The 20,488-nt window shown below is 63.2% G+C and carries 16 protein-coding genes and 2 pseudogenes; 10 read left to right on the top strand and 8 right to left on the bottom strand.

Annotated features, from left to right (window positions below; translation table 11 throughout):
- Positions 1-330 precede the first annotated feature (330 nt).
- The 3 genes and pseudogenes from BLR25_RS21885 to BLR25_RS01600 form a co-directional block, all read left to right on the top strand.
- Positions 331-2,532, top strand: a pseudogene (locus tag BLR25_RS21885) (ATP-binding protein); the annotation flags it as partial.
- A 111-nt stretch (positions 2,533-2,643) separates the two neighbouring features.
- Positions 2,644-3,414: pseudogene (locus tag BLR25_RS21890) on the top strand (response regulator); the annotation flags it as partial.
- Entirely contained in the window at positions 3,411-4,562 is a 1,152-nt protein-coding gene (locus tag BLR25_RS01600) for an HD domain-containing phosphohydrolase (RefSeq protein WP_091932375.1), read from the top strand. The pseudogene BLR25_RS21890 and the gene BLR25_RS01600, both read left to right, overlap by 4 nt.
- Positions 4,563-4,715: 153 nt before the next feature.
- Here BLR25_RS01600 and BLR25_RS01605 read toward each other — a convergent pair whose 3' ends face one another.
- The 5 genes from BLR25_RS01605 to BLR25_RS01625 all read right to left on the bottom strand — a co-directional run bounded on the left by BLR25_RS01605 (position 4,716) and on the right by BLR25_RS01625 (position 9,587).
- Positions 4,716-5,564, bottom strand: a complete 849-nt coding sequence (locus tag BLR25_RS01605) for an HTD2 family dehydratase (RefSeq protein ID WP_091932378.1) — start codon at positions 5,562-5,564, stop codon at positions 4,716-4,718.
- Positions 5,565-5,794: 230 nt separating this feature from the next.
- Positions 5,795-7,726: an ABC-F family ATP-binding cassette domain-containing protein gene (locus BLR25_RS01610; RefSeq protein WP_091932381.1), complete on the bottom strand. Its 1,932-nt coding sequence runs from the start codon at positions 7,724-7,726 to the stop codon at positions 5,795-5,797.
- Positions 7,727-7,785: 59 nt separating this feature from the next.
- Complete coding sequence (purU, locus tag BLR25_RS01615) at positions 7,786-8,661, bottom strand: formyltetrahydrofolate deformylase (protein WP_091932383.1); 876 nt, start codon at positions 8,659-8,661, stop codon at positions 7,786-7,788.
- A gap of 9 nt (positions 8,662-8,670) precedes the next feature.
- Complete coding sequence (gene thrH, locus BLR25_RS01620; protein WP_091932385.1) at positions 8,671-9,279, bottom strand: bifunctional phosphoserine phosphatase/homoserine phosphotransferase ThrH; 609 nt, start codon at positions 9,277-9,279, stop codon at positions 8,671-8,673.
- 104 nt (positions 9,280-9,383) lie between these two features.
- Positions 9,384-9,587, bottom strand: a complete 204-nt coding sequence (locus BLR25_RS01625; RefSeq protein WP_091932387.1) for a CopG family transcriptional regulator — start codon at positions 9,585-9,587, stop codon at positions 9,384-9,386.
- Between the two features lie 116 nt (positions 9,588-9,703).
- On the opposite strand from BLR25_RS01625, the gene sulP reads away from it, so the two are divergent.
- Complete coding sequence (gene sulP / locus BLR25_RS01630) at positions 9,704-11,347, top strand: sulfate permease (RefSeq protein ID WP_091932390.1); 1,644 nt, start codon at positions 9,704-9,706, stop codon at positions 11,345-11,347.
- A 67-nt stretch (positions 11,348-11,414) separates the two neighbouring features.
- Entirely contained in the window at positions 11,415-12,014 is a 600-nt protein-coding gene (locus BLR25_RS01635) for a hypothetical protein (protein WP_091932393.1), read from the top strand.
- A gap of 1 nt (position 12,015) precedes the next feature.
- Here the strand turns inward: BLR25_RS01635 and BLR25_RS01640 are convergent, their stop codons facing one another.
- The 3 genes from BLR25_RS01640 to panE all read right to left on the bottom strand — a co-directional run bounded on the left by BLR25_RS01640 (position 12,016) and on the right by panE (position 15,266).
- Positions 12,016-12,576 (bottom strand): 1-acyl-sn-glycerol-3-phosphate acyltransferase, encoded by a 561-nt coding sequence (locus BLR25_RS01640; protein ID WP_091932397.1) that lies wholly within the window; start codon positions 12,574-12,576, stop codon positions 12,016-12,018.
- A 10-nt stretch (positions 12,577-12,586) separates the two neighbouring features.
- Positions 12,587-14,206 (bottom strand): ABC-F family ATPase, encoded by a 1,620-nt coding sequence (locus BLR25_RS01645; protein ID WP_091932400.1) that lies wholly within the window; start codon positions 14,204-14,206, stop codon positions 12,587-12,589.
- Positions 14,207-14,342: 136 nt separating this feature from the next.
- The gene (panE, locus tag BLR25_RS01650; RefSeq protein ID WP_091932403.1) at positions 14,343-15,266 is read right to left on the bottom strand and encodes a 2-dehydropantoate 2-reductase; all 924 of its coding nucleotides are present in this window, start codon (positions 15,264-15,266) and stop codon (positions 14,343-14,345) included.
- 127 nt (positions 15,267-15,393) lie between these two features.
- On the opposite strand from panE, the gene BLR25_RS01655 reads away from it, so the two are divergent.
- Genes BLR25_RS01655 through BLR25_RS01675 form a run of 5 tightly spaced genes read left to right on the top strand, consistent with a single transcriptional unit; the run spans position 15,394 to position 20,470 of the window.
- The gene (locus BLR25_RS01655) at positions 15,394-16,668 is read left to right on the top strand and encodes an Eco57I restriction-modification methylase domain-containing protein (RefSeq protein WP_091932406.1); all 1,275 of its coding nucleotides are present in this window, start codon (positions 15,394-15,396) and stop codon (positions 16,666-16,668) included.
- A gap of 36 nt (positions 16,669-16,704) precedes the next feature.
- Complete coding sequence (gene gshA, locus BLR25_RS01660) at positions 16,705-18,000, top strand: glutamate--cysteine ligase (protein ID WP_091932409.1); 1,296 nt, start codon at positions 16,705-16,707, stop codon at positions 17,998-18,000.
- 41 nt (positions 18,001-18,041) lie between these two features.
- On the top strand, positions 18,042-18,998 hold the full coding sequence (gene gshB / locus BLR25_RS01665; protein ID WP_091932416.1) for a glutathione synthase: 957 nt from the start codon (positions 18,042-18,044) through the stop codon (positions 18,996-18,998).
- Entirely contained in the window at positions 18,977-20,053 is a 1,077-nt protein-coding gene (locus BLR25_RS01670; RefSeq protein WP_176785707.1) for an FAD:protein FMN transferase, read from the top strand. The genes gshB and BLR25_RS01670 overlap by 22 nt, the downstream gene beginning before the upstream one ends.
- A gap of 27 nt (positions 20,054-20,080) precedes the next feature.
- The gene (locus tag BLR25_RS01675; protein WP_091932418.1) at positions 20,081-20,470 is read left to right on the top strand and encodes a PTS sugar transporter subunit IIA; all 390 of its coding nucleotides are present in this window, start codon (positions 20,081-20,083) and stop codon (positions 20,468-20,470) included.
- Positions 20,471-20,488: the final 18 nt, after the last annotated feature.

Genomic DNA, 20,488 nt, shown 5'->3' on the forward strand with positions numbered 1-20,488 from the left:
CCTTCCTTCACTTTCTACCTGATCCAGACCTCGTCGTCGGAAGCGCGCGCCCGCGCGGCGCTGGAAACGGATCTCGTCAGCGTATCGAAGGCGCTCGAAGCGTCGCTGCGCGGCGCGCTCTGGGATTTTTCCGAAGCCAATACGATTGAAATCGTGCGTGCCTTCATGGAGGACCGGCGCATCACCTCGATCACGGTCATCGACGCCCTGTCAGGGAAACCGGTGGCCGACCTCCGCTCGCCGCAGGACAATCCGGCCACCACCGTCCATCGCGAGGCCGTCATCGATTACAAGGGCAATGTCGTCGGCCGCTTCCGCCTCGGCATGTCGATGGATTCCTATCTTGACGCCGACCGGCGGCAATCGCGCGCGAACCTTCTGCAGCAATCGATCATCATCGCCCTCTCGCTGACCCTGATCGCACTGGTGCTGCGCACGCGGCTGATCGGTCCGCTGAACCGGCTCAACCGGGCCGCGCAACGGATTGCCGACGAAGATCTGCAATCGCCGATCGTCGCCGATTATCCCGACGAACTCGGACGTGTGGCGCTGTCGATGGAGAGCATGCGCACCCGCCTGCTCGCCGCGTTCGAGGATCTCCGGCGCAAGAACGCGATGCTGGAAAGCCTGAACGACCTGTCATCGGACTGGATCTGGGAGCAGGACGAGCACTACCGCTTCACCTATGTCTCGTCGAATTTCTACCGGCTTTCGCTGGGGAACGAATCGCTGCTGGGCAAAAGTCGCTGGGAAATGCCCTCGACACTGACCGAAGAAGACTGGAAGGCGCACCGGGCTTGCCTCGATGCGCACCAACCCTTCCGCGACCTCGAGTTCGGCGCATTGGGACGGGACGGCTCGCTGATCGGCTATCGCAGCATTTCTGGCATTCCCGTATTCGCCGACGACGGACGTTTCATCGGCTATCGCGGCACCGGCAAGGACATCACCTCACGCAAGCGCGCCGAAGAAGCCCTGCGTGCCAGCGAATCCCGCTTCCAGGCGCTGTTTGAGAAATCGCCCTTGCCGCTCTCGCTGACGGACACCTTGTCGCCCAAGGAAGCGCGGATCATCGATCCAACCCGCAACGAGGCCTGGTTCGAACTCTTCGGCTACCCGCACGACGGTGTGCGCAGAAAGACCGCCGCGGAATTCAATTTCTGGGTCAATCCCGAAGATCGCAACACCTATTTCGGCGCACTCGAGCAGTACGGCCGATGCGAACTGGAGGCCTGGGTACGGCGTGCCGACGGGCAACAGCTGAAAATCCTCCATTCATCGCGGCTGATCGAGCAGGACGGCCACCGCCTGATTCTCTGCGCCTACATCGACATGACCGAACAGCGACGGGTGGAACAGGCCCTGCGCGACCTCAACACGACGCTTGAAGAACGCATCGGCGAGCGAACCGCCGAACTTGAGGCAGCCAAGCTGGCAGCCGAAGCGGCCAACGTCGCCAAGAGCACCTTCCTCGCCAACATGAGCCACGAAATCCGCACGCCGATGAACGCCATTATCGGCCTGACACACCTGCTCAGGCGAGAGGTCACCGAAGGACAGACCGTACGCCGGCTCGAAAAAATCGACACTTCGGCCCAACATCTCCTCGGCATCATCAACGACATTCTCGACCTCTCGAAAATCGAGGCCGGCAAGCTCATTCTCGAAAGTTACGATTTCTCGGTCGACCAGTTGATCGTCAGCATCGCCGACATGGTGCGCGACCGCGTCACCAGCAAGAATCTCGAATTGATCGTCGACACCGACCACCTGCCGCCGATGATGCACGGCGACGGCAAACGGCTCGGACAGATCCTGCTCAATTTCGTCAGCAACGCGGTCAAGTTCACCGAAGTCGGGCAGGTGCTCCTGCGCTGCCGCATCATTCACCGGCGGGGCGACATCCTGATCATCCGCTTCGAGGTCATCGACACCGGCATCGGCATAACGCAGGAACAACAACTGCATCTGTTCGAAGCTTTCGAACAAGCCAATGCCTCGACCACCCGCGAATTCGGCGGCACCGGCCTCGGCCTGGCGATCTGCCGACGCCTGGCGACGCTGATGGATGGCACGGTCGGCTGCACGAGCGAGCCCTCCAAGGGCAGCTGTTTCTGGCTCGAGTTGCCGCTGCGCGCACTCAACGATGTCTCCTGGCCGCAGATCGGACAGGAGCTACGCCGGACGGTCCGCATACTGATCGTCGACGACCTCGAAGAAGCCCGCGAACCGCTGCTGGCCACGCTCGAAAACCTGGGCTTGCAAGGCAAAGCCGTTGCCTCCGGCGAGGCCGCGATCAACGCGGTCGTCGAAGCCGACCAGGCGGGACGTCCGTTCGACGTCGCGCTGATCGACTGGCAGATGCCCGGCATGGACGGTTACGCGACGGCCAGACGCCTGAATGGTCTGCCGATCGAGCGGAAGCCAAAATTGATCATGGTTTCGGCCAACGGCAACCAGCAGGACTCCAGCGAGCATGCCAACTCCGGTTTCGCGGCTTTTCTCCCGAAGCCGGTCACCTCATCCTCGCTCTACGACGCCCTACTCCTGCTGCTGGAACCGCGGCAGCAGGAGTCGGCGACATCAAACCGAAACGCACGGGAAACGCTAACGCCCGGACCGGCAACCCTGCTGCTGGTGGAGGACAACCCGATCAACCAGGAGGTCGCACGCGACCTTCTGAGCATGGCCAGCCTGACCGTCGACGTTGCCAGCGATGGCATCGAGGCGCTCGAAAAAGCGACAAAGCGCCGTTACGACCTGATCCTGATGGACGTGCAGATGCCGCGCATGGATGGCCTCGAAGCCACCCGCCGGCTGCGGCAGATGCCCGAATACGCCACCACGCCGATCCTGGCGATGACCGCCAACGCTTTCTCGGTCGATCGTGCGCGCTGCCTCGACGCCGGGATGAACGACCATGTCGCCAAACCCGTCGATCCCGACCAGCTGTTCGAGGCGCTGACCCGCTGGCTCGTTCCCGCTGCCGCCGCGGAAAACACTGCGCCCCCTCCGCCGGCAACGACGCCGCCGGAAAAACGCAGCGCCACCGAGACGGCATCGCTCGATTTTGACGGCCTGCTCCGCCGCTTCGGCGGTCGCACCGAATTCGTCGCCAAGCTGCTCCACTCTTCGCTCGACTACTATGCCGAGACGCCGCAGAAACTGGCCGAATTCATCGCCACTGGCGACATTGCCGAAATCGGACGCATCGCGCATGGACTCAAGGGTACCGGCGGCAACCTGATGGCCAACCGCTTGCGTGAAGTCGCCCAGCAGACACAGGCCGCGGCGCGCACCGGCGAACCCGACACCCTAGCGCTCGCGCGTGAACTGAAAACCAGCCTCGAAGCAGTCCTCGGCGCCTGCCGGAACTGGCTCGCCAACACCCCGCAACAGACGAAACCCTCATGAGACAAAAGGTCATCGCCGTCGACGATCAACCCGACAATCTCCTGATCATCGAGGACTATCTCGGCAAGAATTACGACGTCATCACCTTCAACCTTGGTCAGGCGATGATCGACTACTTCGAGTCCGGCAACAAAGCCGACCTCGTGCTTCTTGACATCGTCATGCCAATGCCAGACGGCTATGCCCTGTGCAACTGGCTCAAGAGCAACCCGATCACGCGCGACATCCCGGTCATCTTCCTCACCGGTCTGGAAAGTACCGACGAGGAAGCCTATGCGCTGTCGATCGGCGCCGAAGACTTCCTGCATAAGCCGCTGTCGCCACCGGTGCTCGGCGCCCGCGTCCGCAACCATCTTTTGCTCAGCCAAGTGCGTCACGCCCTGCAGAACCAGAACCGGGGGCTGGAAAAGCTGGTGATCGAGCGGACACGCAAGATCCAGGAACAATCGGACGAGCTGATGCGGCGCACGGAACAACTCATCTCGGCACAAAGCGCGATCATTTCCGCCTTCTGCGCCCTCGTCGAGGCGCGCGACAACGAAACCGGCAACCACGTCCGGCGGACGCAGCATTACCTGCTCGCCTTGTGCGAAAAGCTCGTCCGGCACCCGCGTTTCGCCGCCGAACTCACCCAGACCAACATTCAGCTGATGTTCAAATCGGCGCCGCTGCACGACATCGGCAAGGTCGCGATTCCCGACCATATCCTGCTCAAACCCGGCAAGCTGACGCCGGACGAGCGCCTGATCATGCAACGACACGCCGAATTCGGCGCCGAAGCGATCGCCGCGGCCGAGCGCGAAATCGGCGAAGGCAGCGCCAGCTTCCTTGGCTACGCACGCCAGATCGCGCTGACACACCATGAGCGCTGGGATGGCAGCGGCTACCCGCGGGGCCTGGCCGGCGACGCCATTCCCCTGGCCGGGCGGCTGATGGCGGTCGCCGACGTCTACGATGCACTGATTTCGCGGCGCAGCTACAAACCCGCGTTCCCGCACGACGAAGCCGTCGACATCATGCGCGCCGAACGCGGCCGCCATTTCGATCCCGACATCCTCGACTGCATGCTCGACTGCGCCGAAAAGTTCGAGGACATCGCCCGTTGTTTCGCCGACCCACCTGCGGACACTACAGAGTCGACTACGTAATTCCCGCAATTCTTTGCGGAAAGTACGGATTGCGCCAAAAATCCAGATACGTCATTCTGTCTTCGGGTTAGGGCCGGTCCTTCTGGACCGCATATCTTCCCCATGACATACCCCCCTCAGGCGCCCTCGTGGCGCCTTTTTTTTTTGCCCCATTCAGGCCAATCGCGCTTCCGCCTGCATGCTCGGCGCCCCGTTGCCGAGCAGGGCGCGCAGCCGGACCGCGTCGCCATCACATTGAACATTGAAGGTGATCGTCTCACCGAGAAAGGCCGGCGAAACCCCCCGATAGGAAAACTCGCGGATCGGACGGCCGCCGACCGCCTCGGCCAATTGCGCCAACAAAGTGGCATTGAGCGGGCCGTGGATGACGAGATTCGGGTAGCCCTCGACCTCGCGGCAATAATCGGCATCGTAATGAATCCGGTGACCATTGAAGGTCAGCGCCGAGTAGCGGAACAACAGCGTCGATGTCGGCGTCAGGCTGCGCGACACCCCCGCCGGACTCGCTGCATCGGCGACCGGCACCGGCTTGGCGAGCGGTTGCGGCTCGCGATAGACGATATCGTGCTCCTCACGCAGGCAGAGCGTGCCCTCCGTCAGGAATAACTCATGCAGCACCGTCACGAAGACCAGATCGCCCGACCGGCCCTGCTTGTGCTCGACCGAAAGAATGGTGGAAACCTTGCGCACCGAAGCACCGATCGGAATCGGCCGGAGAAAGGCAACGCGCCCACCGGCCCACATCCGGTTGGAGAGCGGCACCGGTGGCAGGAAACCGCCGCGCGCCGGATGCCCGTCGCGCCCCAGTTCGGCCGGCGGCAGGCCGTTGAGGAAATAGACCCAGTGCCACAGCGGCGGCAGGGGCTGCCCCGCCGCGATCCGCTCCAGCGGATAGTCGACAGTCGCCGCCATCAGGCGCGCCTGCCGTTCGGAAATCAGGTCCTCATCCGTTTGCGACTTGCCGATCCAGCCGCGCAAATGATCGATCACAGCAGTATCCACGGCACATTCCTCCGAGTAATGACAACGGCTAGGAGCCTATTTCGGTAGGGATCGTGGGGCGCGCTGACGGCCCTTCGGGTTGCCGATAGGGGCGGTGTCTGCGGCGTTGCTCCGCTTGCGCATGGAACAACCATGCGCTGCGCCTCGCGCCTTGCATCCCTCCGCCCCTATCGACAACGCGGCCCGCGAGCCCTACTGAAATAGGCTCTAAATCATACCCGCCGCCGCATTCAGGAGGAAAGCGCCTCGATCTCCTCGGAAATCGCCAGCCAGCGGTCCTCGATGTCGGCCAGACTTTCATCGATGGTCTGCATTTTCAGACCGAGCTCACCGATTTCCTGCGGGTCGCTCAGCGTCGACAGCCGCGCTTCCATGGCATTCTTCTGCGTCTGCAACTCGAGCATCTGCTGTTCGAGCTTGCCAAGATCGCGTTGCAAGGCCTTGAGATTGGACGACGATTTGCGCGCAGCCGGGGCAAGCACCGGCGCGGCTGCGGCCCGCGCCTCCTTTTGCGACTCCTTGATGGCCTCGCGCACGCGCTTGGCTTCGTCGAGCAGGAATTGCTGGTAGTCGTCGAGATCACCGTCGAAGGGGGCCAGGCTGCCGCGCGACACCAGCCAGAATTCGTCGCATACCGCCCGCAACAGCGCCCGGTCGTGACTGACGAGCATGACCGTCCCCTCGAATTCGTTCAGCGCCACCGACAAAGCCTCACGCGTCGCCAGATCGAGGTGGTTGGTCGGTTCGTCGAGCAGCAGCAGATTCGGACGTTGCCAGACGAGCATCGCAAGAACCAGGCGCGCCTTCTCGCCACCGCTCATCGTGCCAACCGCCTGCTTGACCATGTCGCCGGAAAAATTGAAGGCGCCAAGATAGGTCCGCAAGTCCTGTTCGCGCCCGGATTCGCCCTCGGGTAAAGCTTCTTTCGCCAGCCGGACCATGTGTTCGAGGGGATTGTCCTGCGGACGCAGGACATCGAGTTCCTGCTGGGCGAAGTAACCGATCGACAGCCCCTTGCCTTCGGTCACGATCCCCGACAACGGCGCCAGCGTGCGGGCGATCGTCTTCACCAGCGTCGACTTGCCCTGGCCGTTGGCGCCGAGGATGCCGATGCGCTGTCCGGCACTCACCGTGTGCGTCGCCTTGCGCACGATCACCGTCGGCATGGCGCCCGCCGCGGCGTCTTCGGCCGGCGCATAGCCGCAATCGACGTCGCCCAGGACCAGCATCGGATTGGGCAGGTTGGCGGGTTCCTTGAACTCGAAGGTGAATTCGGCGGACGCCAGCACCGGCGCCAGCTTTTCCATGCGTTCGAGCGCCTTGACCCGGCTCTGCGCCTGTTTGGCCTTGGTCGCCTTGGCCTTGAAACGGGTAATGAACGAGGTGAGATGCGCGATCTTTTCCTGCTGCTTGTCGTAGGCCGCCTGCTGCAGTTCCAGTTGCTGTGCGCGCGTTTCCTCGAAGGTGCTGTAATTGCCGCCGTAACGGGTCAGCCGGCCGACGTCGATATGCAGCGTGACATTGGTCACCGCATCGAGGAACTCACGGTCGTGGCTGATGACGATCATCGTGCCTTCGTAACGCTTGAGCCAGCTCTCCAGCCAGACGAGCGCGTCGAGGTCGAGGTGGTTGGTCGGCTCGTCGAGCAGCAGCAGGTCGGACGGACACATCAGCGCCCGCGCCAACTGCAGCCGCATACGCCAGCCACCGGAAAAGCTGTTGACCGGATGATTGAGTTCGGTCGTCTTGAACCCGAGCCCGAGAATCAGTGCCTGCGCCCGTGCCTGCGCATCATGCGCCCCGGCATCGTGCAGGGCGGTATAGGCATAGGCCATGCGCTCGCCGTCGCCGGCCGCTTCGGCCGCCTTGACCTCGGCCTCGGCCGCCATCAGGCGGCTGTCGCCGGCGATGACGAAGTCGGTGGCGCTGTCCTCGGTTTCCGGCATGTCCTGCGCGACTTGCGCCAGACGCCACGACGGCGGCAGCAGGAATTCGCCGCCATCCTCATGCAGATTGCCTGCCAACAGGGCGAACAACGAGGACTTGCCGGCGCCGTTGCGGCCGACCAGGCCAACCTTTTCACCCGGATTGACCGTCACCGACGCCGCGTCGAGCAATACCTTGGTACCGCGCCGCAGCGTCACGTTCCTGAGAGAAATCATCGAATGCTTTCAGTCGCCGGCAGCCAGGCGACGAACGCCCGTGCCGGCCTTGGACCTGCCTATCGGAATACCACCGTCTTGTTGCCGTGCACGAGGACGCGGTCTTCGAGGTGATAGCGCAAGCCGCGCGCCAGGACCGCCTTCTCGATGTCCTTGCCGTAGCGAACCATGTCATCGACCGAATCGGAATGGTCGATGCGGATCACGTCCTGCTCGATGATCGGTCCCTGGTCGAGGGCGCTGGTGACGTAGTGGCAGGTCGCGCCGATCAGCTTGACGCCACGCTGGTAGGCCTGGTGATACGGCTTGGCGCCGACGAAGCTCGGCAGGAAGGAATGGTGGATGTTGATGATCCGTCCCGGATAGTCGGCACAGATATCCGGCGGAATGATCTGCATGTAGCGCGCCAGCACCAGGGTGTCGCCGCGCACTTCCTCGAAGAGACGGCGCATTTCGGCATAGGCCGCCGCCTTGTTGTCGGGGTTGACCGGCACATGGTGAAAGGGAATGCCGTGCCACTCGACGAAACCCTTGAAGGTGTCGTGATTCGAGATGACGCAGGGAATCTCGATGTCGAGTTCCTTCGATTGCCAGCGGGCGAGCAAATCGTAAAGACAATGTTCCTGCTTGCTGACGAAGATGACAACGCGCTTCTTGACGGCCGAATCGGAAATCTTCCAGTCCATCTCCAGCTCTTCGGCGATCGGCCGGAAACGCTCGCGGAACTCCGCCAGGTGGAAGGGCAGCGAATCGGCCTTGACCTCGAGCCGCATGAAATAACGGCTGCCATCGGCATCGCCGCCGCCGTCGTCGGAGTGATAGCTCGATTCGAGAATCCAGCCGTGGTGCTCGGCGATGAAGCCGGCGACGCGGGCAATGATCCCGACCCGGTCGGGACAGGAAGCGGTCAGGGTGTAGAAGCGTTGTGAATACATGGGCAGGGATCAGACGCGCGCAAAGGCCTTGTCGATTTCGGCGCGCAATTCGTCATAGTTCAGGATCACCGGATACTGCGGGAACTCGCGAATCACGTTCTCCGGCGGATGGAAGAGGATGCCGCCGTTGGCCTCGCCGAGCATCGCCGTGTCATTGTAGGAATCGCCGGCGGCAACGACGGTGAAGTTCATCTCGCGCAGGCGCTTGACCGCCTCGCGCTTCTGGTCCGGCATGCGCAGGCGATAAGCGACCAGCATGCCGTCGGCGTCGGTTTCGAGACTGTGGCAGAACAGCGTCGGCCAGCCGAGCTGGCGCATCAGCGGGTGGGCGAACTCGTAGAAAGTGTCGGAAAGAATGATCACTTCATAGCGCTCGCGCAGGTTGTCGAGGAAGGCACGCGCGCCCGGCATCGGTCCCATTTCGCCGATCACCTTCTGGATATCGGGCAGGCCCAGACCATGCTGGCGCAGCAGGTTCAGACGAAACTGCATGAGCTTGTCGTAATCGGGTTCGTCGCGCGTCGTGCGGCGTAGCTCGGGAATGCCCGTGCGCTTGGAAAACTCGATCCAGATTTCGGGAACGAGAACACCTTCAAGATCGAGGCAGACGATTCTCACAACACGCTCCAAAAAAACGAAAACAAGAAGAAAAACAGCCGGCTATTCTATCAAAAAGCCCGCTTCCGCATGGGGTCAAGCGCAAGAAACCCGATTTTGGCGCTTCATTTCCCTTCTTCGCGCCGCGATGACGGCGCCCGCAACCAGTCCGGCGTTTCTTCGTCGCTCAGGTGATCGAGCAAATACTGGCGAATCAGGCGACGCACCACCTGCGAAGTATTCAGATCCTGGCGGGCGCATAAATCCTCGAACAATTGCTTCTTGCGCGGATCGATCAGCACCGTCAACCGGGCCGTACGATTTTCCATGAATGCCTCCCGACTTTCCCTTTGGATGTGACTTTTATTATAATGCGACGCACATTTTTTTAACATTTCATCCCGCGACCCCTTACGCGGTCGCAGTGTTTCCCACGGAAAACGGCATGATCGCGATCGTCGAAGCCGCCCGCGCCGGGCTGCTGCAACAAAAACACCTTCCCAAGAACCTTGTCGCCGGCATCATCGTCGGCATCATCGCGCTGCCGCTGGCCATGGCCTTCGCCATCGCCTCCGGGGCCAAGCCGGAACAGGGCCTGTACACGGCCATCGTCGCCGGCCTGATGACTTCGCTGTTCGGCGGCAGCCGCACGCAGATATCCGGCCCAACCGGTGCCTTCATCGTCATCCTCGCCGGCATCACCGCCCAGTACGGCATCGTCGGCCTGCAGGTCGCGACCCTGATGGCCGGTTGCATGCTCGTCGCCATGGGACTCGCGCGCATGGGCGGCGTCATCAAGTACATTCCCGATCCGGTCATCATCGGCTTCACCACCGGTATCGGCGTGATCATCTGGATCGGCCAGTGGAAGGACTTCTTCGGTCTGACGCTGAGCGGATCGGCAACGCATTTCCATGAAAAGCTCTGGCAACTGCTGACCGCGCTGCCGCAGTTGCACCTCGCCACCACCGGCCTCGCCCTGCTCAGCCTCGTCCTGCTGATCCTGACCCCACGCGTCACCAAGCGCGTCCCGGCGCCGCTGGTCGCCATGGTGACGGCAACCGTACTGCAATCGATCTTCCACTTCGACGGCGTCGCCACCATCGGCAGCGCCTTCGGCGGCATCCCGCAAACGCTGCCGAGCTTCTCGGTTCCGGCCTTCACTGTCTCGGATGCCTTGCACCTGATCGGCCCGGCCTTCACCATCGCCCTGCTCGGCGCCATCGAATCGCTCTTGTCCGCCGTCGTCGCCGACGGCATGGCCGGCACCCGTCACAATTCGAACCAGGAACTCATCGGTCAGGGCATCGCCAACATCGTCTCGCCGCTGTTCGGCGGTTTTGCCGCCACCGGCGCGATCGCCCGAACCGCCGCCAACATCCGCAACGGTGGCAACAGCCCGGTCGCCGGCATCATTCACACCGTCACGCTGCTGGCCATCATCCTCGCGCTGGCGCCGCTCGCCGCCTACATCCCGCTCTGCTCGCTCGCCGCCATCCTCTTCGTCATCGCCTACAACATGAGCGAAGTCCGGCACTTCCTGCGCATGGCCCGCACGGCGCCGTCGCCCGACGTCGGCGTCATGCTGGTCACCTTCGCGCTGACCGTCTTTTCGGATCTCGTCATCGCCGTCAATGTCGGCGTCATCCTCGCCTCGCTGCTCTTCATGCGGCGCATGGCCGACGCCGTCCGCATCGAGAACGACAACGAGAGCTTCAAGGCGGCGACCGCGCATGAAGACTTCGATTTGCCGGCCGGCACCATGATTTATGACATCGAAGGTCCGTTCTTCTTCGCGGCCGCCGAAAAGCTCGAACGCGTGCTCGAAAGCGTCCAGGCCCATGCCGACACGCTGATCCTGCGTATGCGGCGCGTGCCGTTCATCGATGCAACCGGCATCGAAACGCTGGCGGAAATCGCCGACGACTGCCGTCAATTCGACACCCGACTGGTCATCTGCGGCCTGCGTTCGAACGTGCAACGCAAGATCGAACGCGCCGGTCTCGCCAATCGACTCGGCAAACATGCGTTCTATCCGTCGGTAACCGATTTCATGCGTGCCGAACACGGCGCGAAACAAACGGCCTGACCCGTTTCCCGGCCAGTCCGTGCGAGAATCGCGTTTTGTTCGAGACAACATGAATTGGAGACATGCGATGGCAGCGATTCGAAAGCGGCTGGTCCCAGCGCTGCTGCTGAGCACGCTGGCGCTGCCGTTTCACGCCGGCGCACTGGAAGTGCCGCAAACGGCGGAGCAGGCTAAAGCGCAACGGGACCGGGCCGCCGCGATGAAACAGGCGGCGACCGACCAATATGCCGCGGACAAGGCCGCCTGCTACCAGAAAATACTGGTCAGCGCCTGTCTCAAGGACGCCAAGGCACGCCATACCGCGGCGAACGTTGCCGCCCGCGAGCTCGACGCACCGGCACGCGCCTTCCAGCAAGACGCCCGCCGCACCGAAGTCGAAGCCAAGGAAGCCAAGCGCGAGGCCGACGCGCCGGCACGCGAAGCCGAGCAGCAAACCCAGGCGAGCGAATTCCGCAGCAAGGAAGCAACGCGCGCCGCCGAACGCGAACGCAAGATCGCCGAAAAGGCTGAACAGGCCGCTCAGTACCGGCAAAAAGCCGCTGCCGAGCAGAAGGAGCGGGAAGAGCGCCAGGCCGAGCGCGAAAGACGGCTGGCCGAGCGCCGGGCCAAGCAGGCCAGCGCCGACGCCAGCGCCGAGGCCAGTACGCGGGAACGGGTACCTAAATAATTCAGTCGCGACGGAAGGCGATATCGCCGGCCTTGGCGGAATCGAAAGCCTGTTTGTCGCTGTAGAACGCTTGCAGCAGGGCCAGGTCAGCCGCCTCGTCACCGCTCAGGACGACCCAGCGCTCAATACCGACGCGCTTGGTGCGGTAGTCGGCAAAGGCCAATCCGAGCGGCACGCCGGCCGCCAGCGAAAGGCGATAGAACCCGGTTTTCAGGTGATCGGTCTTCTTGCGCGTGCCTTCCGGGGCGATGCACAGATGGAAGGAGTCGCTCTCGGCGAAACGCGCGACCATCTGACCGATCATGCCGGTGCGCTCGCGCCGGTTGATCGGCACACCGCCGAGCCACAACAGCAAGCGGCGCAGCGGAAAGCGGAACAAGGTGTCCTTGCCCGCCCAATGAACATCGAAGCCGAAGCGCGCCTTGAACAGCACCCCCAGGGGAAAATCCCAGTTCGAGGTGTGCGGGTAGAACATGATGACCGACTTGGGGCCGGGCGGCGGCACCAATACCGCCTGCCAGCCGATCAGACGCAATACCCATGAAGCCAACGCGCTGCACATGTGGCGCTCCTCAGTCGATGCCCTGGCTGGCCAGGTAGTCTTCGTAGTTACCCGGATAATCGATGAGACTGCCGTCGTCGCGGATCTCGAGCACGCGCGTCGCCAGCGACGAGACGAACTCACGGTCGTGCGAGACGAACACCAGCGTCCCCTTGAATTTTTCGAGCGCGGTGTTGAGCGACTCGATCGATTCCATGTCGAGGTGGTTGGTCGGCTCGTCCATGATCAGGACATTGGGCTTCTGCAGCATCAGCTTGCCGAAGATCATCCGCCCCTGCTCGCCCCCGGAAAGAACGTTGACTGGCTTCCTGACGTCGTCGCCGGAGAACAGCAGGCGCCCGAGCGTGCCGCGGATCAGCGTTTCGAGATCCTCGCCCTCGGCCGAATTGGCGCGGGCATAGTCGGCCACCCAGTCGGTCAGATTGACCTCTCGCTTGAATTCGTCGGCATGATCCTGCGCGTAATAGCCGAAGCGCGCCTTTTCGGCCCACTTGATGCTGCCGTGCTGCGGCTGCAGATCGCCGACCAGCAGCTTGAGCAGAGTGGACTTGCCGACACCGTTCTCGCCGATGACCGCAAGACGGTCGCCGGCATTCAGCGTCAGGTTGAAATTATTGAAGACCCGTCGGCCGCCCTCGTAACCGAAGGACAAGTTCTCGATCTCGAAGGCCTGCCGGTGCAGTTTTTCCTTCTCGTCATAATCGAAGCGGATCCACGGATACTGGCGCGACGAAGGCTTGATGTCCTCGGGCTTGAGCTTGTCGATCAGCTTCATGCGGCTGGTCGCCTGCTTGGCCTTCGACTTGTTGGCCGAGAAGCGGCGCACGAATTCCTGCAATTCGGCGATGCGCTCCTTGGCGCGGTCGTTGGCGTTCTTCTGCTGCTGACGCGCCTGCGACGAGGCTTCCATGAAATCGTCGTAGGTCCCCGGATAGACGGTGATCTTGCCGTAATCCAGGTCGGCCATATGGGTGCACACCTGGTTCAGGAAGTGACGGTCGTGCGAGATGATGATCATCGTGCTGTTACGCTCGTTGAGCACATTCTCGAGCCAGCGGATGGTGGCGATGTCGAGGTTGTTGGTCGGCTCGTCGAGCAGCAGGATGTCGGGATCGGCGAACAACGCCTGCGACAGCAGCACGCGCAGCTTCCAGCCCGGCGCCACTTCGCTCATCGGCCCGTAATGCTGCGAAGACGGAATGCCGACGCCGAGCAGCAGTTCGCCGGCGCGCGCCTCGGCCGTGTAACCACCGTATTCGGCGAAATGATGCTCGAGTTCGGCGGCGTGCAGGTAGTCTTCCTCGGTCGCCTCGGGATTGGCGTAGATCGCGTCCTTTTCCTGCATGCAGGCCCACATCTGCTCGTGGCCCATCATGACGACGTCAATGACGCGCTGATCTTCGTAGGCGAATTGATCCTGGCGCAGGTAGGCCATGCGCTCGTGCGCATCCTTCGAGACATTGCCGGCGGTCGACTCGAGTTCGCCGGCGACGATCTTCATGAACGTCGATTTGCCCGAGCCGTTAGCGCCGATCAGGCCATAGCGATAACCCTCGCCAAATTTGACGGAGACGTTCTCGAACAGGGGCTTGGCCCCGAACTGCATGGTAATGTTGGCAACGACAAGCACGCAAAAACCTCGGACAATCAGCCAGTTGAAAAACCCGGCATTGTACCCGAGCCAGCGCCTTCGCGCTGAAATTGCCGAATAAAATCAGGTATCGACGCGGCGGCGCCCTATCGGAGGGCGCCGCCCCGGCGTCGGATCAAGCCGCCTTGCGACGCAGGTCGTAGGCCTGCAGGTGCGAGTAGGCCAGGCGCAGATTGGGCGTCGCGACGCCCAGCGCCTCGGCACGCGCGACCATGTCGCCGAGGATATGGTCGGCCTCGGTCGGACCGCCCTTCTCGACATCGCGCAGCATCGAGGCCATCAGGCCCGAACTCTTGTCGGTCAGCTGTCCGCGGTAGGCGCCCAGCTGTGCCTCGGCCAGCGTATAGCCGCTCGCTGCCGCCACGGCGGCACATTCATCGAGCAAACCGTTCAGGAAGGCTTCGCCGGCGACCGTGCTCATGATCTGCCCGACGCTGGCCCGCATCGTGCAAGTCGCCCCGGCCAGCGAGGTCAGGAAGACGAATTTGTCCCACAGCGCCTGGTCGATGTTGTTCGACAACACGAAGTCGAACCCGGCCGAAGCCAGCAACTGCGCCAGCGGCGCCAGCACTGCCGGCGCAGTCTCGCCGCGCGCGCCGGTGATGAAGCGATGCATCTTGTTGAGGTGCTGGACGTCGCCATTGAGCGCGAGCGTCACCGAGATCGCGGCGACGCCGCCGAGCACATGCTCGGCGCCAAAACGGGCAACGAGCGCGTCGATATGACGAACGCCATTGAGCAGCGGCAGGATCACGCTGCCCTTGCCGACCGCCGGCGCGATCGCGTCCATCGCCGAGTCGAGATCGAAGGCCTTGCACGACACGATGATGACGTCGTAGCTGGAATTGAGCGTCTCCTTGGTCTCCACTTGCGCCGGAAGGTGTAGATCGCCAAACGGGCTGAAGACGTTGAGGCCATCGCGCTTGAGCTGTTCGGCGCGTCCCGGACGCACCAGGAAAGTGACATCGCCGCCTGCCGCCTGGATGCGCGCCCCGTAATAGCCGCCGATTCCTCCCGCTCCCAGAACCAAAACTCGCATTGCCGGTCTCCTTAGGCTGAAAAACCAAAATGTACCACTGTAGAGACCCGATTCGATGACCCCGCAATCGCTTTTCGTTCGAGCGAGTAGCTTATACTCTTGCTTTCCCCGACATCCGCTTCGACCCATGCCTCCCGCCGCCAACGCGCCGACCGCCCCCTCCTGCGACATCGCCTTGCTCGGCCAGGTGTTCACCCCGCCGGCCATCGTCGATTGCATGCGCAAACTGGTGCGCAATCGGGGCCGCGTGCTCGAACCGGCCTGCGGCGACGGCGCCTTCCTGCAGCACTTCCCCGACGCCATTGGCATCGAGATCGACGCGCGTCACGCGCCGGCGACAGCGCAGGTCATGGATTTCTTCACTTACCCCGACGACGAACTGTTCGCCACAATCATCGGCAATCCGCCGTATGTCCGCTACCAGGACATCTCCGAGTACACCCGCATGCTCACCCGCCACAGCGTACTCGACGGTCGGGCCAACCTGTACCTGTTTTTCATCGAAAAGTGCCTGCGTCACCTCGAACCCGGCGGCGAGCTGATTTTCATCACACCGCGCGACCTGCTCAAGGCGACCTCGGCCGTGCCGCTCAATCGCCTGCTCTTCGCGGCCGGCACCATCACCGATTTCATCGATCTCGGCGACCTGCACCTCTTCAACGACGCCGCGCCCAATTGCGCCATCTGGCGCTTCGAACGCGACAACCACAGCCATCGCACCCGTTACAGCACGCTCGGCGCCGGCCAGGACGCGAGCTTCCTGGAAAGCCTGTACGCCGAGGAAAGGCGCTTCGTCGAGAGCAACGGCCATCTGCTATTCACGCGCCATGACTACGCGCTACACCTGACCGACATCGCCTTCGTCAAGGTCGGCGCAGTCTCCGGCGCCGACGACCTGTACACCAGCGAAGCGCATGGCACCCGCGATTTCGTCTGTTCATCGACGGCGCGCGACAGCAAGACGCGACGGATGATCTGGTGCGAACCCGGCGGGGCGCCGCCGGAAGCGCTGCTGCCCCACCGGGAGCGGCTCATCGCCCGGCGCATCCGTTCCTTCGACGCCTCGAACTGGTGGCATTGGGGGCGTGCCTATTACGTTTCGACGCAACCGCGCGTCTATGTGAACGCCAAGACGCGGCGTCCGCGCCCCTTCTTCACGCATGACTGCCCGCACTATGACGGATCGGTGCTGGCGATCTTTCCGCGCCATCCCGACGTTGACGTCCGGCAACTGGCCGAAGCACTCAACGACGTCGACTGGGAAGACCTCGGTTTCGTCTGCGACGGCCGTTTCCTCTTCACGCAGCGCAGCCTCGAACATGCGCCACTGCCGGCAAGCTTCCGCACCTTCCTGCCGGGAGCGAGTTCAACGTGGTGGGACAGGCTCAAGCGGCATTTCTGAGCCCGCACCCACCGACACGACCTACAGGAGAACCGCATGGTCCCACATCTCACTACCGCCCTGAACGGCCCGATTCTCGAACTCGAGCGCCGCTTCCTCAACGCCGCGCCGGAAATCGAGCGCTGGCTGCGCGGCCAATGGCAGGAGCATACCCCGCCGTTCTATGGCTCGGTCGATCTGCGTAATGCCGGTTTCAAGCTGGCGCCGGTCGACATGAACCTGTTCCCCGGCGGTTTCAACAACCTCAATGCCGATTTCATGCCGCTCTGCGTACAGGCGGCGATGACCGCGATCGAGAAGATCTGCCCGAGCGCCAAGAGCCTGCTGCTGATCCCCGAAAACCACACGCGCAATGTCTTCTACCTGCAGAACGTCGCCCATCTCGTCAATATCCTGCGCCTGACCGGCCTTGACGTGCGCCTCGGCTCGCTGCTGCCGGAAATCACCGAACCGACGCCGGTGGCATTGCCGAACGGCCAGTCGCTGCTGCTCGAACCGCTGGTGCGCACGCGTTACCGCCTCGGCCTCAAGGACTTCGATCCCTGTGCCGTCCTGCTCAACAATGACCTGTCGGCCGGCATCCCCGAGATCCTGCAGAACCTCAACGAGCAGTTCGTGCTACCTCCCCTGCATGCCGGCTGGGCCGTGCGGCGCAAGTCGAACCACTTCGCCGCCTATGACGAAGTCGCCGACGAATTCGCCAAGCTGGTCGGCATCGATCCCTGGCAGATCAACCCTTATTTCTCGGTGTGCAGCCACGTGAACTTCCACGAGCGCCAAGGCGAGGAATGCCTGGCCGCCAACGTCGACGCGGTACTGACGCTGATCCGCGAGAAATACAACGAATACGGCATCACCGAAACGCCCTATGTCGTCGTCAAGGCCGACGCCGGTACCTACGGCATGGGCGTGATGACGGCGAAGAGCGCCGAAGAGGTCATCGGCCTCAACCGCAAGCAACGCAACAAGATGTCGGTCATCAAGGAAGGACTCAACGTCACCCAGGTCATCATCCAGGAGGGCGTCCATACCTTCGAGCGCGTCGTCAAGAACGACGTGGCCGAAGTCGCCGAACCGGTCGTCTACATGATCGATCGCTTTGTCGTCGGCGGTTTCTACCGCGTCCACGGCGGACGCGGCATCGACGAGAATCTCAATGCTCCCGGCATGCATTTCGAGCCGCTGGCGTTCGAGACGAGTTGCTGCCTGCCGGACTGCGGCCAGAATCCGGACGCGCCGCCCAACCGCTTCTATGCCTATGGCGTCGTCGCCCGCCTCGCCCAGCTCGCCGCTTCGCTGGAACTCGAACGCACCGCGCCCGCCGACGAATAGACGAACACAGACGAACAGCCCCTGCTCAGAGAGGACACTTCATGCGCTTAGCCTTTATTGTCGACCCGCTCGATTCGCTCAAGGTCACCAAGGATTCCAGCATCGCCATGATGCGCGCCGCGCAGGCTGCCGGCCACGCGGTCTGGGCCATCCAGCAGTCGGCGATCCACTGGTCGCCGTTGCACGGCGTTTGCGCCGAAGCGGTGCATCTCGAAATGCTGTACGACGATGCGCGCTGGTGCGTCGAACTCGTCCGTCATGTCGTCCCGCTGCGCGACTTCACCGCCGTCCTGATGCGCAAGGACCCGCCCTTCGACATCGAGTACATCACCACCTGCTGGCTGCTCGAACGCGCCGAAGCGGAAGGCGCGCGCATCTTCAACCGCCCGGCGGCGCTGCGCGATCACTCGGAAAAGCTGGCCATCCTCGAATTTCCGCAATTCATCGTCCCGACCGAGGTCGCGCGCGACGAAACCTTGCTGCACACCTTCATCGACATGCAGCACGACTGCATTCTCAAGCCGCTCGACGGTATGGGCGGCAGCCAGGTCTTCCGTGTCCGCGCCGACGATCCCAACCGTAACGTCATCGTCGAGACACTGACGGCGGGCGGCCAGCGCACGATCATGGCGCAGCGTTACATCCCTGAGATCAGCCAGGGCGACAAGCGCATCCTGATCATCGACGGCGAGGTCGCCCCCTACTGCCTGGCGCGCATTCCCAAAGCCGGCGAAACGCGCGGCAACCTGGCCGCCGGCGGACGCGGCGAGGCACGCGAACTGACGCCGCGCGACCGCGAGATCGCCGGCGCGCTGGCGCCGGTACTCGCCGCCCGCGGCCTGCTGATCGTCGGCATCGACGTCATCGGCGACTGGCTGACCGAAATCAACGTCACCAGCCCGACCTGCATGGTCGAAATCGCCGACCAGACCGGCTTCGACACGGCCGGTCTCGTCATCGCCGCTGTGGAAAAGGCATGTATCGCCTCGGCCGCCTGATCCTCGTTCTCCTGTTCGCCGGCCTCAGCGCCTGCGGCCGGCCCGCCCTGCACCAGCAGGAATCCTTCGTTTTCGGTACGCGCGTCGAGGTGCTCGTCGCCGATACCGACGAGACCACGGCGCGGCGGGCCGCCGACGCCGTGCTGCGCGAGTTCGACCGGCTGCACCGGACCTATCACGCTTGGCTGCCGTCCGAACTCAGCGCGCTCAACACCGCCATCGCCGCCGGAAAACCCATCGAGGTCTCCGACGAAATGGCGGCCATCCTCAAGGATGCCCAGCGCATTTCAGCGCTGGGCAACGGCCTGTTCGATCCTGGCATCGGCCGCCTGATCGGCCTCTGGGGATTCCAGTCCGACGACTTCAAGGCCGCCCTCCCCGATCCCCGTGCGCTTGCCGCCTGGCGCAAGCAGCGTCCGGGCATCGCCGACCTGCGCATCGAGAACCGGCGCGTCAGCAGCCGCAACCGCGGCGTCGCGCTCGACCTGGGCGGTTATCTCAAGGGCTACGCGCTAGACCGGGCCAGCGCCATCCTGCGCGAAAACGGCGTCGGCAACGCCCTCGTCAACATCGGCGGCAACGTCATGGCGCTGGGTACGAAGCACGGCGACGCCTGGCGCATCGGCATCCAGCATCCGCGCCAGCCCGGCCCGCTGGCCGTGCTCTCGCTCAAGGACGGCGAAGCGATCGGCACCTCGGGCGACTATCAGCGCTACTTCGAACTCGACGGCAAGCGTTACTGCCACCTGCTTGACCCGCGTAGCGGCGCACCGGTGACGCACACCCAGTCGCTCAGCGTCCTGATCACGCCACGACCCGCCGCCGGCACGCTCTCCGACGCGGCCTCCAAGCCGCTGTTCATCGCCGGTTCGGAATGGCCCGAGATGGCAAGGGCGCTCGGCATCACCCACGTTCTCCGGGTCGACGCCAGCGGCCGCATCGAAGCCAGCGCCGCCTTCCGGCAACGGCTCGAAAGCGGCAGCCTCGCCGGCGCCGACCTCACTGTCATCAGCATCGATGCCGCCGCACCTGCCGGAAATCGCGGAATACCTTAGAATGTCGGAATATTCCCCGGAGGAGTCATGATCGGCATTCTTCTCATCACGCACGGAACATTCGGCGAAAGCCTCGTGCAGAACGTTTGCCACATCCTCAACCGGCGTCCTCCCTTGATGGCCCAACTGGGCCTGACGCCGCAGGACGATCCACTCGACACGCTGCCGCTGGCGCGTGAACTGGTCACCCAAGTCGACGAAGGCGACGGCGTGCTCATCATGACCGATGTGCTCGGCGCATCGCCCTCGAACCTTACGCTCAAACTGCTCGAACCGGGCCGCGTCGAAGGCGTCGCCGGCGTCAGTCTGCCGATGGTGTTGCGAGCGCTCACCTACCGCAAAGGCGAAATGAAAACCCTGGTAAAAAAAGCTGTCAGCGGCGGTCGCGACGGCGTCATCAACATGCACCGGCAATAAGACTGCCGATCACGAGGA

It is taken from the genome of Propionivibrio dicarboxylicus, from assembly GCF_900099695.1.
Lineage (GTDB): Bacteria > Pseudomonadota > Gammaproteobacteria > Burkholderiales > Rhodocyclaceae > Propionivibrio > Propionivibrio dicarboxylicus.

Bases quoted from the DNA above. Each gene is read 5' to 3' on its own strand.
- BLR25_RS01635 (WP_091932393.1), top strand. From the start codon at position 11,415: ATGGCAGCGATTCGAAAGCGGCTGGTCCCAGCGCTGCTGCTGAGCACG.
- BLR25_RS01625 (WP_091932387.1), bottom strand. From the start codon at position 9,587: ATGGAAAATCGTACGGCCCGGTTGACGGTGCTGATCGATCCGCGCAAG.
- gshB (WP_091932416.1), top strand. From the start codon at position 18,042: ATGCGCTTAGCCTTTATTGTCGACCCGCTCGATTCGCTCAAGGTCACC.
- panE (WP_091932403.1), bottom strand. From the start codon at position 15,266: ATGCGAGTTTTGGTTCTGGGAGCGGGAGGAATCGGCGGCTATTACGGG.
- BLR25_RS01655 (WP_091932406.1), top strand. From the start codon at position 15,394: ATGCCTCCCGCCGCCAACGCGCCGACCGCCCCCTCCTGCGACATCGCC.
- BLR25_RS01675 (WP_091932418.1), top strand. From the start codon at position 20,081: ATGATCGGCATTCTTCTCATCACGCACGGAACATTCGGCGAAAGCCTC.
- gshA (WP_091932409.1), top strand. From the start codon at position 16,705: ATGGTCCCACATCTCACTACCGCCCTGAACGGCCCGATTCTCGAACTC.
- sulP (WP_091932390.1), top strand. From the start codon at position 9,704: ATGATCGCGATCGTCGAAGCCGCCCGCGCCGGGCTGCTGCAACAAAAA.
- BLR25_RS01640 (WP_091932397.1), bottom strand. From the start codon at position 12,576: ATGTGCAGCGCGTTGGCTTCATGGGTATTGCGTCTGATCGGCTGGCAG.
- purU (WP_091932383.1), bottom strand. From the start codon at position 8,661: ATGTATTCACAACGCTTCTACACCCTGACCGCTTCCTGTCCCGACCGG.
- BLR25_RS01670 (WP_176785707.1), top strand. From the start codon at position 18,977: ATGTATCGCCTCGGCCGCCTGATCCTCGTTCTCCTGTTCGCCGGCCTC.
- BLR25_RS01610 (WP_091932381.1), bottom strand. From the start codon at position 7,726: ATGATTTCTCTCAGGAACGTGACGCTGCGGCGCGGTACCAAGGTATTG.
- BLR25_RS01600 (WP_091932375.1), top strand. From the start codon at position 3,411: ATGAGACAAAAGGTCATCGCCGTCGACGATCAACCCGACAATCTCCTG.